The sequence below is a fragment of the Fibrobacter sp. genome (assembly GCA_012523595.1).
GTDB lineage: Bacteria > Fibrobacterota > Chitinivibrionia > Chitinivibrionales > Chitinispirillaceae > JAAYIG01.
In genome coordinates this window covers 1-12,530 of sequence record JAAYIG010000184.1, presented here as the reverse complement: position 1 = coordinate 12,530, position 12,530 = coordinate 1, and the positions used below count along the sequence as shown (strand labels likewise).

Sequence of the window (12,530 nt, the reverse complement as noted above, 5' to 3'; positions counted from 1 at the left end):
GTCCTCAGAGGTGAAATAATGATTGAAGGGAAAGATTGGACTGATCATTTTCAGGTATTAAAAGTTATGTAGAAAGTGCTCTTAAATGGATATAATTAAATAGGAGATTCATTATCTTGGAGAAGCTATTCAGGTACGGGTTGGAGTCGTATTTCAGCTATGATGTTAATTTAAATAGACGGAATTATCAATATGAGATTACTCAATTTAATTATAGCTTTGGGATTATGTGGATTTATAGTTTTGGGCATTTCTGCAACGAAGTCAGATCCTGTTTTAAGTAGTATTATTTTTGATACATTGTCAATAATTTTGCTTGTTGGATTGATTATTTTTTATTTAAAAAGGGCTAAAATCGAAGTAACATATTTAATTTTTAGCATCATGATTACTTTTGATATCAATTTATATTCATGTTTCAACTAAAGTTAACCCTTTTGAATTCAAATATGCAAAAAATGTAATGTCATTTTTTGCATTAGTTCTCTTTTTAGGTGGCATAAGAATTTTGATAAGTCCAAGAAAAGAAAATAGGGTAGTGTCAAGATTTTTTCGCACATTCTTTTCTGTTAATCCTCATTCCGGTATATAAAAATTCTTTTCTTTAATACAGGTAGTTGATTTTTTAAGCTGCTACTTTCTTCAGGTTCATCTTTTTCAAAGGTATCATATTAAGATATCTCTGTGAGCTCCATTTGGTACCTGCTACGTGCCTTAATCTTGCAGCAGTGTTAGCGGGCACTTAAAACCGGCCAGAAATGGGCACTTTTTGAAGCCCAAAACCAGCCACCCTGTTTAGACGATCCCTCGGGAAACACCCTACAACCCGTGTTCTTCTTCGGATCTCGAAATTTCTGAAACTGTCACTTAAGTAACCAAAAAACCTCTGAGGTAAAAAATCCTGGCACTCCAATTGCTCCCTTTTCCCCTGCAACTCAAACCTAAACTCCAAAGGAGGAACTTATCTATGGAACCCAAAGGCCTCGACATCATCCAATCCACTCCTCCCTTCCAACTGCCTCCTCTGCCGTTCGATCCAAAAGATCTTGAGCCGCACATTTCAGAAAAAACCATCTCTTTTCATCACGATAAGCATCACCGCAAATACATAACAACCACTAATGAGCTGATCAAAGGTACCCAGTATGAAAAATCTACCCTCGAACAGATAATCAAGGGCACCGCCGGTAATCCAGATCAGCAAAAACTCTTTAACAATGCCGCTCAGGCCTGGAATCACTGGTTCTACTGGAACTGTCTGTCTCCCAAAGGAGGAGGGACACCAAAGGGGAAGATGCTCGAAGCCCTGAATTCTTCCTTTGGAAATTATGACAACTTTATGAAAGAGCTGATAAACACATCTGTCGCTCAGTTCGGAAGCGGTTACGGATGGGTGGTCATGGATAATGGAAAAATGAAAATTATCAAGACCTCAAATGCCGATAATCCAATCGCTCATAACCTGAAACCGGTTTTCGGTATCGATGTCTGGGAGCATGCCTATTATCTGGATTATCAGAACAGACGTGAAGATCATGTGCTTGCAATTGTAAACAATCTCGCCAACTGGGATTTCGCGGAATACAATCTGCAGATAGAATGAATCAGAGAAAAGAGACGGTAGAAGGCTACGGTTATATTTCCGGATAACAGTGGAGATTTACTGTTATCCGGATTAAAACGATCATCTGATCGAAACTTTTATTCCCCTATAAAGAGGCACTTTGTAGCGAAATCCGGATCACTTGTAAGGTTCACTCCAAGTTTCCTGAGTCCGGCTTCATCACCCGGTGTCGGGATATGGGTCATGTGAACCTCACATCCGCGAAGCTGTTCAAGTTTTTCAATTGCAGCCTGTGCGGCAGGATTGAAGATTCCTGAAAGGCTAAGGGCTATGAGTGTTTCCTCAAGGTCCAGGCTTACTTCTTTCCCCCTGAGTACATCGCGCTTAAAATGTGAAAGTGTCTCTGTGATATTTGACGGCAGAAGTTTAAGATTATCAGGGATTCCGGCAAGGTGTTTCGCTGCATTCAAAATGAGACTCGCCGATGCATGGAGCAGGTTGGAGTTTTTTCCGGTAACAATTGTGCCATCAGCCAGTTCGATTGATGCTCCGCAGAAAACGCCTTCCGAGCCTTTGCCGCGTTCTCTGGCTTCTGCAGCAGCTTCGCGCGCAGGTGCCACAGCACGTCGGTCGTTTGGATTGGCCCCTATACCACGCATCAAAAGTTCCGCTCTTTCAACTGTGTCCTTTTCAACCAGTCCCATTGCATATTCGCATGAGTAGCGGAAAAACCTGCGGATTATCTCCTGTGTAGCAGCCTCACGCACCACATTGTCATCCGTAATTCCAAAACCGGCCCTGTTTACCCCCATATCGGTCGGGGATTTGTAAAAACAGGGTTCGCCAGTGATCTTCTCGATGATCCGGCGAAGGAGCGGAAATGCTTCAACATCGCGGTTGTAATTGACCGTTATCTTATTGTATGCCGCAAGGTGATGAGAATCGATCATATTTACATCGCGCAAATCAGCAGTCGCCGCTTCGTAGGCGACATTTACCGGATGATCCAGAGGGAGATTCCAGATAGGGAAAGTCTCGAATTTGGCGTATCCTGCCGCGATATTCCTCTTGCGGTCATGGTAAAGCTGGGAGAGACATGTCGCGAGTTTACCGCTGCCCGGACCGGGTCCTGTCACCACGATCAACGGTTTTGATGATTCAATATAAGCATTTGCCCCATAGCCCTCATCACTGACAATCGTCTCAACATCCACCGGGTATCCTTTTGTGAACCGATGCGTATAGACCCGCACGCCTCTGCGCTCAAGCTTGTTTTTGAAGAGAGTAGCCGTGGGCTGCTGCTCGTAACGGGTGATAACTACGCCGCAGACGTTTATCTCCCATTCTCTCAAATCATCAATGAGCTTCAGCGCATCGGTATCATAGGTAATCCCGAAATCAGCCCGCATCTTTTTACGCTCGATATCTCCGGCGTAAATGCACAGTATCACATCGACTTTATCCTTGAGTTTCTGCAGAAGTCTCATCTTGACATTCGGATCATATCCCGGAAGAACGCGGGAAGCATGATAGTCATAGAGAAGCTTGCCCCCGAACTCAAGGTAAAGCCTGTCTCCGAACTGCTCAACTCTTCTTAGTATCTCAGCGGACTGCTCTGTCAGGTACTTTTCGTTATCAAAGCCGGTCTTTGGGGCCATTTGTAAACTCCTTGATCTTATATTGAAACTGCCGGCTCATCCTGAGTCTGGGGTTGCAGCGGCAAAACGCTGGAAATCTCACTGTGATACTCCTGCAGTGACTTCACAGTCGTAGATTTCTTCTGCCGTTCAGCGATTCCCCTTGCAGCAGCTTTGGCTGCCGCCAGAGTGGTGATATAGGAAACCTTGTATTTTACCGCAGCTTTACGTATATAAGAATCGTCGGTTTGACTGCTTTTGCCAACAGGGGTGTTTATCACCAGTTGAATCTCTCTGTTCATGATTTTATCCAGAATATTGGGTCGGCCTTCCTGGAGTTTATTTACCATTTCAGAGGCGATTCCCTGTTCTTTGAGGAAATGATGAGTTCCTTCGGTTGCAAGTATTTTCATTCCAAGTGCATTAAATTCCCTGGCAACCTCAAGCACTGCAGGCCTGTCTTTTTTGGAAACACTTATCAAAACCGCTCCTGAGAGAGGAAGATCCAGCATGGCTGCTTCCTGGGACTTGAAAAAAGCAAGCCCGAAGTTTTCTGCGATACCAAGCACCTCTCCGGTAGAGCGCATCTCAGGTCCAAGCAGCGGATCCACTTCCGGCATCTTGTCGAAAGGAAAGACAGATTCCTTTACTCCGAAATGATTGATAGTGTTCTGTTTCAATCCGATTTCAGATAACTTTTTCCCAGTCATGAGCTGTGTTGCTATTCTGGCCATCTGGGTATTGCAGACTTTCGATACCAGCGGAACAGTTCTCGATGCGCGGGGGTTGGCTTCCAGTACGTATATTTTGTCTTTCTCAATAGCATACTGGATATTCATCAGTCCTACTACATTCAATTCACGGGCAAGCTTCGTGGTGTAATCACGTATTGTATTGAGATTTTTCTGTGAAATACTGACAGGAGGAATAACGCAGGCAGAGTCACCGCTGTGAATTCCAGCCAGTTCTATATGCTCCATCACTGCAGGCACAAACGCATCCTCTCCATCGGCAAGAGCATCAGCTTCACATTCCAGAGCATTGACAAGAAAACGGTCAATCAGAATCGGTCTCTCAGGGGTGACATCAACTGCTTTTACAATATATTCCCTCAGCATCTCTTCATCGTGAACCACCTCCATGCCCCGTCCGCCAAGAACAAATGAGGGGCGGACCATTACAGGGTAGCCGATTTTTCCGGCAACCGACAGAGCTTCCTCCTGCGTACATGCCATCCCGGATTCAGGCATGGGGATACCCAGCCGATCCATTTTATGACGGAAAAGGTCGCGGTCTTCTGCCAGGTTTATCATGTCAACGCTGGTACCAAGAATCTTTACTCCTGCCTCCTGAAGCTCCTGAGCTATGTTCAGGGGGGTCTGGCCTCCGAATTGAACAATCACTCCTTCAGGTTTTTCTTTTTCGTAAATGCTTAATACATCCTCGACTGTAAGCGGCTCGAAATAAAGCTTATCAGATGTATCATAATCGGTGGAAACGGTTTCTGGGTTGCAGTTTACCATTATCGTCTCATAACCCCGGTCTTTCAGGGCAAATGCGGCATGAACGCAGCAGTAATCAAATTCGATACCCTGACCGATCCTGTTTGGACCACCGCCAAGAATCATTATTTTACGTTTGTTACTCACTGTAATCGTATCAGGTGCATTGTAGCTTGAGTAGTAGTAAGCGGCATTTTCCACTCCGCTCACCGGTACCGCATGCCATCCCTGCATCAACCCGATCGATTTGCGGCGCTCTCTTATGGCCTTTTCCGGAACAGAGAGGATTTTTGAGAGATATTTATCGGAAAACCCGTCTTTCTTTGCCCTGATAAGCAGTTCCGATGGCAGTTCTTTGCCTTTACAAGTAAGAATCTCTTCTTCCAGGTCGACCAGCTCTTTCATCTGTGAAATAAACCATTTCTTTACGCTTGTGATCTCATGAATCTGGTCGACCGATGCGCCTTTGCGGAGTGCCTCATACATTATGAAATGACGTTCACTGGAAGGGCAGCGCAGAAGATCGATAAGCTCCCGGAGCGGTCTGCGGTTGTAATCCTTTGCAAAACCCAGCCCGTGGCGCCCGATCTCAAGAGAACGGATAGCTTTCTGAAACGCTTCCTTGTAATTCTTGCCGATACTCATCACTTCTCCAACTGCTTTCATCTGAGTACCCAGCTTGTCCTCTGAACCCTTGAATTTTTCAAATGCCCAGCGTGCGAACTTTACTACTACATAGTCTCCGTGTGGTTCGTACTTGTCTAAAGTTCCGCTCCTCCAGTAGGGAATCTCTTTCAATGTCAAGCCACTGGCCAGCTTTGCGGAGATTAAAGCGATGGGAAAACCGGTGGCTTTGGATGCAAGTGCAGAAGAACGAGATGTACGCGGGTTGATCTCTATGATAACAGTACGTCCGGTTTTCGGATTGTGGGCAAACTGGATGTTGGTTCCACCGATTACTCCAATTGCCTCAACGATTGCGTATGCCCATTTTTGAAGCTTTTCCTGAACCTCTTTGCTGATAGTGAGCATCGGTGCAGTGCAGAAGGAGTCCCCGGTATGTACACCCATAGGATCCACATTCTCTATAAAACACACTGTAATCATCTTGTTATCTGCATCACGCACTACCTCCAGTTCAAGCTCCTCCCAGCCTACGACCCCTTCTTCAACCAGAATCTGATTTATGAGGCTGGCATTGATACCGCGTCCTGCAATCACACGCAGCTCTTCTACATTGTAGACGATTCCACCACCAGAACCACCCATTGTAAAAGCAGGACGTATCACAACCGGATAGCCTATTTCAGAAGCTATCTTTTCAGCTTCCTCCACTGAGTAGGCAAGCTCACTTTTGGGGAGGTCAATTCCCAGTTTCATCATTGTCTCTTTGAATGCCTTACGGTCCTCACCCCGTTCTATGGCATCGATATTGACTCCGATCACCTTTACGCCATACTTTTCCAGCACACCTGCTTTAGCAAGCTCCGATGAGAGGTTGAGGGCTGATTGACCACCCAGATTGGGCAACAGGGCATCCGGGCGTTCTTTTTCGATTATTTTGGCAACTGTGTGAAGATTCAGCGGCTCGATATAGGTCACATCTGCCATACCCGGATCGGTCATAATTGTAGCGGGATTGGAGTTAACAAGCACTATCTTGTAACCGAGGATTTTAAGAGCCTTACACGCCTGGGTTCCTGAATAGTCAAACTCGCAGGCCTGGCCTATTACAATCGGACCTGATCCGATAATCATGATCTTTTTAATATCATTGCGGACTGGCATGAAATGGTCTCCTTCCGGGGGACTTTCTTAAGAGCTGTTTATAAAAAAAGGGCTGCCGGAGCAGCCTTTTTATGATTTTCTTATTGGATAGTGGGGAGATGGGGGTATTTGTGCTACAGAAGAGCGTATCTGGCATTAATGTGAAATCAGGTTCATTTTGATACATTTTTGTACTCGGAAAGCAAAAAAATACATTTTGATCGGCTCCAATTCAAGGCATTCAGAGGGGAAAAATTGATTTTGCACTAGCAGGTAGGGGAGTGCAGAAACAACTTCAACATCATTGGGAAATAATTCCAGTGCCCCGGTTAATGAAATTCCGTATTCTTTGAATTTTTATTGAAGCACAAACCGGATTACGTCGCTCTTTTTATCTCTGGTTTCAGCTATTCTGGCGATATATATGCCTTTTGCCCATCCGGATGTGGGAATTGTCTGCACCTGATTGGCATATATTGATTTTTCCAGAACTTCCTTTCCCATGGGGTTGAATATCCGCAGTTGCCGCTTTTCATTGTAATTTCCCGGGGTTACAGCAGATAGCCTGATCATGCCAGGGTACATTTCAAGAGAGATTGTCCTTTGCCGGGCCATTACTGATGAAACCACTGGTGTAGAATGAGAAAAGTGATACATTCTAAGGACGCTTGAGGATGGATAAGAGCTCCTTGGCATATCCTGGTTTATTGGCAGGGTTTCCCATTTGATATAATAGTCTCCCAATCGTTTAATATTTGCCTGCATTCCGGGAAATGTCGATTCCACCACATACATCTCCTTCATAGCTTCCGGATGTTCGTAAATCTTGTCCTCCAGAGGTTTCAATGTGTTCTCATCGAGAACCCACCTTCTCTTTACATTGTCACGGTACACATAATCCTGAATCAATTTCCCATCCTCAACTGTAACCGGCTGCGCGGCAATATCATGTGTCAGTGAACCTGTAAGATCAAGGTTCCACTTGAAACTGGTCCAGTTGCTGGTAGTGTATATTTTCCAACTGCCGTTTTCCCATCTTGTGTTGAAAATCTGGCTCACAGATGCATTATCGTAACGATGGTAGGTCAGGATCGGGCGGTCTTTGGAATCCCATCCGATTCCAAAATCCATGTTTATCAGCCCTCTGCCGGGTCCAATAGGATCTGCTACTACACCCTGTGTGGATTGAGTAATGGGAATCTGAAGCTTAACTCCTGACATCGTTTCCCAGTTGATCAGATCACGACTCTTGATATGTGATAAATGATGGTTTGTGTTTGCCACAGGGGTGTTTCTCCACATCCAGATAACATGGAAGAATCCATCGGGCCCTGCCACCGGTGATGTCTGATATGCGTTTACCTGACCCTCTCCATTGAACAAACCGGAGCTTGTGATCCGTGACCATTTCTTTGTGATCACATCATAACTGTTCCAGATTGTCGTTCCGCTTCCACTGCCTCCATCACGGTACTGAAAAAAAAGCTTCCCATCAGACCTCTTGATAAATACAGGATATGTAACACTTCTCTCAAGAATCCCGATCATTCCTGGAGAGGTAAAATCTCCGATTTCAAAGGGTCTGCTTGATCTGTAATAGATCAGAGGAACATTATGCATGTTGCCGCTGATATGAATGTAGCCGGAATCATCGACTGCCATATCGATATAATTATGGGAATCCCAGCCGGTTGTCGTAGGGAGAGATTTGAATGTCCAGTTCGCAGAATCCTTCTTGCGTCTGGCCACTACCATCTGACGGGTTGTATCGTAAAAGGAAACATATAGAAAATCACCAGCTTCTGTAATAGCAAAGTCTACAGGGTGACCGGCCCAGACTCTGGCGATATCACTTTTTTCAACAAGTCTGTAATCCGCATTGGTTTCACCACCGCTTATATGAATAATTAACAGGAACAGGATGAAACTGAGCGGATAAAAAGCTGTTTTCTTTTTCATAGTTTACCTTTGATATGATTATTCAGAGTGTGATTTCCAGTTATTCTCAGTCTCTGTATCATCTGCTCTTTTATGGCATCATTTATATACATAAGATATGAGAATCTGTTTCTATAGTTAAGGTCAAGGAATCTTTGTACATAATATATAATGTATCAGGCAGGGGGGAGATAGACTGGAAAGGGATGCGTCAGCAAGGATAGAATGCTTAAGTATCCACCTTACAGGTGAAAATGTACGAATGTGCAGGGCTTTTTTTATTAAAAAACCCACCTCCGTCTCATCAATTCAGTTAAAAAGGGGTAAGGACTGAGAAAGAGGTGAGTTTAATTGCTTATTACTGCTATACTTTTAAAATGAACCTTTCATCTGCGACAACAGTTCCCAGGCAGAAATGCCTTCCAGGGATAGATCCGTTACATCTATTCTGATATCCTCGGTGATCGAGTCCTGATAAAGCGTGGAAGTCTCAAATTCAATGCGGTTAACCCGCTTTACAGCCTCACTCCATGTGACTCCCTCCTGGTATGCCCTGGTGCCGGCAATAAGCTTAAGAGAATCAACAGGGATCTCATAGCTGGTCCAGTTGCTGTCTAGCATGATTATATAGCCGAAATGCGGCCAGAGGTTTATTGAGTCAACAAGAGCAGATTCAAGGCTTACGCGTACAATTCCACGCCCCCTGGCCCTGAATGAAATACTTTTTACTCTGCTGAGGTCCCATTCACTGCAGCCCCATCCCATTGTCACTCCAACACCGGCCCACGCTCCCTTAGGCCTGTCTACAAGAGTGATATAAGCACTTATGTAATTTTCATCGGCATCACTGTCGTCTGCTATTCTATATGACAGCCACGATGATCCACCGTCGAGAGTGTCGATAAAACTGTACCAGAATCCACCGGTGATCCGCCCGGGAATGCTGAAAATATCTCCATCCTTGAAATCATCAACAAGAAGAGTCCCGAACGCAACCGGGATATTTCCTGCATTTTCAGTCTGGCCAGCCAGAAGAGAAAGCGTCTTCCCGATAGCAATCGCTCCTGAGCTGGACCCGAAGAGAAGAGGATAAGTGCCGGGTGATATAGCCGGGATGTTAAATGTCTGATCTGACCCGACAGCAGCTCTATAGGCTGTGCCTTCAAATTCAACAGTTTCCGCGCTGCCCTCGTCAGCAGTGCAACTTCCCTTGACAACAGCATATTTCTGAAGCACCACTGTATCAAAAGGCGTGGTTGATCCGGAACTGAAATGACGTATCACTGCTCCGCCCTCAGGATGATCCACCTGGAGATTGCAGGTGTTATCAGGCATGTTATTGAAAGTGAAATATCCGTTACTGTCGGTTTTTGTACTGTCAAGAACAGGGCTTAAATTGTTCGCGACCAGACAAGCCCAGTTTTTGGTATCGATCAGTTTAACAGTTGCATTACTCACAGGTTTGTTTCTCCAGGAAACAACACAGCAGGTGATGCTGTTGGTTGTCTGTGAACCGCCGCCGCCGGCAAAATCAAATCCGCATCTGCAGAAAAACACCGCCAGAACGGCTGCTGTTAATTGAATTTTACCTCTGCTCATAACACCTTCTGTTCCCCGGTATCTTCTGATAGACTGGTATCAGACCCGAGTCCGTCTGATTTGCTTTTGAGATTGCAGGCCTTTGCGACAGGAAAGCACTGAAGGTTTACCTGTATTACCCTGTCGGGATTTACGACTCTGGCTGCAAGTGACAGCAGATCTGCCCTGAATGAGGCGCACTTCTGCTTTATCTGCTCCCATGTACTGGAATCTATCGAAAGAGTGACAGTGGAAATATCCCGTTCCGATCTGCCGGTCTGTTTTAATGCGGTTTTAGCCAGTTCTATCATCTCAGCCTGGAAATTGCAGACAGCTACAGAACGAATCGAATCATCACAGGTAATGAGTGTGTCTGTGCGATGGAAAACTCCCTCATTGTCTTTGTAAATCAGTCCCAGTTTTTCCAGAAGCTTCAATGCCTGACGGGCTTCTCTGGGTTTGATAGGGGGTTGAAACATCTCTCCGGCAGAGGTACTGTCCTCCCTTAAAGACGTCACCTCGACAAGCTCGCGCATGACAGAATAATACCACTTTTCGTAAAACTCATATTGATCGGGAACAAGACTCTTTACTGAATTCATGCGCGTCATGACAAGCATCTGTTCCAGAATACTGTGCTTTTGTTCTATAGTCTTTGCGTGCGCATAATCAACCATCAGAAGGAAATACTTCTCTTCTTTTCTGGACAACTTAAGCACTGATGAAATCCTGCCGGCAAGTTCTGAAGTCAGGTTGCGCCTGCCGCTGAGCACCATGGAGAGAAATCCGCCCGATTTTATTCCTGCCTTCATTGAAAGACAACGAAGAGAGAAACTCTGCTTTGATTTCTGGCGTTCTTTTATGAAATCCTTAAGAAACTGACGATAGTCAGTGTAGTCAAAAACCGAAACCATCGATACCTTCCAGGAACATCTGCGGTTGGAACACTTAAATAGTATAAGTGCTGATATGATTATTTGCCTGAAAAATTATTTGTAATTGGTAAAAATTTGTGAGCACAAAAGATAAGAAGAAATGGCCTGCCAGTGATTGGAATTACCTGTGAACGGTTAAGCTGTGTAGATGTAATATGTTGAAAACAAAGGAGATGAACAGAACTTGGCTATGGTTTGTGTTACAGTAAGAAATTCTGGGCAGGCCATTAATTATGAAAAAATATCATTGAAAAACCATAAAAAATTGTGAGCACTTTCTGCAGGGTGGAGGATCATGTCTCCTGAAAAAAGAGCCAACATAGAATCTACCAATCTTTGTATGCTGATTTTTGTCTGATCTTAACCAGCAACGATACTCCGGAATCAATAAATCTCTATGTTTACTGGTTTGCTCTTGACGTCGGTATGCGGGATCGCTGCCTGAAATTCATATTTCCCGGGAGACATTGGAAATTCAAGTTTAAAAGGGTAGCTTGCCACCCTGTATTCCTGGCCGTTTACAAACCATAGTACCGACGCGGGCTGGGGGAGTGCTCTGCAATTCAAGGTGAGAGTACTTTTGCCAGGAGGCATTTCCGGATCGAGATAAAAGCGTGTGTTGGAGCGTGGAGATGTAATCGAAATTTCATAATTGTCACTTGGAGGAATCTCCCCGCATAGAGGACTGTACCTCTCAGGCGGTACCTCTAGCCCCTGGGATCTTGCCCAGTCATAATATTCAGGGGAAAGTACAATAAACCGTCTGTATTCAATGGGTGCCCTGCATCCCGGAAATGCAATCAACCCATTTCGTTTGTCTATAGGAAGCATCTGCTGGACATTGCTGTATTCGACAGGCTCTGTACCGGGTTTGAAATACTCTGTTGTCACATAAGGGGTGAATCTGTCTGCTTTTTTTCCGGTCAAGCGGCAGATCCGGACAGGCTCATAACCCTCTGGCGGTGGAAAATCCAGATCGTTTAAACCACCGGCACGGTCCGGGTGCAGAAACATCAGTATCTTTTTGACAACTGCTGCGGCACCCTCATAACCGCTGAATCTTTTCGTGGGAGAAAAATCCGTGTTGCCAAGCCATACCCCCACCAGATATTTATCACTGAACGCCAGGCACCAGGAATCACGAAATCCCTCTGATGTACCGGTCTTCACAGCAACTGCGAATGGATATTCCATATTCCCACCACGAGGAAAGGAGGGGAGCCGTGCATTCGGATCAGATAGAAAACGCCTGATCTGCATCGCTATCTCAGGATGGATAACCTGTCTTCCTCTCTGCTCAGAAGTATCCGGTAAATCCATTTGCCACACCAGGTCTCTCCACAGTCCCTTGTTTGCCAATGCCATATAAGCAGCCATCAACTGTTCCTGAGAGCAGTAAAGGCCTCCGATTGAAAGCCCAAGCCCGTAATACTGTGCCTTTCCGTCATCATCTGTAAGGCCCAGGGAGATACACATTCGGTAGAACAGATCTACACCAATGGAATTGAGAACCTGTACGGAAGGAACATTACGGCTGTTGGCAAGAGCAACTTTGTAAAGAACCGGACCCATGAACTTTCGATCATAATTCTCAGGAATAAAGGAACGC

7 protein-coding genes are annotated in these 12,530 nt (G+C 45.1%); 1 reads left to right on the top strand and 6 read right to left on the bottom strand.

The genetic code is table 11. The features are described from left to right. Positions 1 to 967 precede the first annotated feature (967 nt). Entirely contained in the window at positions 968 to 1,603 is a 636-nt protein-coding gene (locus tag GX089_12295) for a superoxide dismutase (protein NLP03269.1), read from the top strand. A gap of 98 nt (positions 1,604 to 1,701) precedes the next feature. Here the strand turns inward: GX089_12295 and GX089_12290 are convergent, their stop codons facing one another. The 6 genes from GX089_12290 to GX089_12265 form a co-directional block, all read right to left on the bottom strand. After that, entirely contained in the window at positions 1,702 to 3,222 is a 1,521-nt protein-coding gene (locus tag GX089_12290) for a DUF1846 domain-containing protein (GenBank protein ID NLP03268.1), read from the bottom strand. A gap of 17 nt (positions 3,223 to 3,239) precedes the next feature. Then, positions 3,240 to 6,491, bottom strand: a complete 3,252-nt coding sequence (gene carB, locus GX089_12285) for a carbamoyl-phosphate synthase large subunit (GenBank protein ID NLP03267.1) — start codon at positions 6,489 to 6,491, stop codon at positions 3,240 to 3,242. 336 nt (positions 6,492 to 6,827) lie between these two features. After that, positions 6,828 to 8,429, bottom strand: a complete 1,602-nt coding sequence (locus GX089_12280) for a T9SS type A sorting domain-containing protein (protein ID NLP03266.1) — start codon at positions 8,427 to 8,429, stop codon at positions 6,828 to 6,830. Positions 8,430 to 8,780: 351 nt separating this feature from the next. Continuing rightward, on the bottom strand, positions 8,781 to 10,007 hold the full coding sequence (locus tag GX089_12275) for a hypothetical protein (protein ID NLP03265.1): 1,227 nt from the start codon (positions 10,005 to 10,007) through the stop codon (positions 8,781 to 8,783). Beyond that, positions 10,004 to 10,900, bottom strand: coding sequence for a TIGR02147 family protein (locus GX089_12270; protein ID NLP03264.1), 897 nt, complete (start codon positions 10,898 to 10,900; stop codon positions 10,004 to 10,006). The genes GX089_12275 and GX089_12270 overlap by 4 nt, the downstream gene beginning before the upstream one ends. Before the next feature lie 405 nt (positions 10,901 to 11,305). Next, on the bottom strand, positions 11,306 to 12,530 hold a 1,225-nt coding region (locus GX089_12265), incomplete at its 5' end, for a hypothetical protein (protein NLP03263.1).

What these genes read in the sequence shown, in the direction of transcription:
- GX089_12295 (NLP03269.1), top strand. Translation starts at nt 968, where the DNA reads ATGGAACCCAAAGGCCTCGACATCATCCAATCCACTCCTCCCTTCCAA.
- GX089_12290 (NLP03268.1), bottom strand. Translation starts at nt 3,222, where the DNA reads ATGGCCCCAAAGACCGGCTTTGATAACGAAAAGTACCTGACAGAGCAG.
- carB (NLP03267.1), bottom strand. Translation starts at nt 6,491, where the DNA reads ATGCCAGTCCGCAATGATATTAAAAAGATCATGATTATCGGATCAGGT.
- GX089_12280 (NLP03266.1), bottom strand. Translation starts at nt 8,429, where the DNA reads ATGAAAAAGAAAACAGCTTTTTATCCGCTCAGTTTCATCCTGTTCCTG.
- GX089_12275 (NLP03265.1), bottom strand. Translation starts at nt 10,007, where the DNA reads ATGAGCAGAGGTAAAATTCAATTAACAGCAGCCGTTCTGGCGGTGTTT.
- GX089_12270 (NLP03264.1), bottom strand. Translation starts at nt 10,900, where the DNA reads ATGGTTTCGGTTTTTGACTACACTGACTATCGTCAGTTTCTTAAGGAT.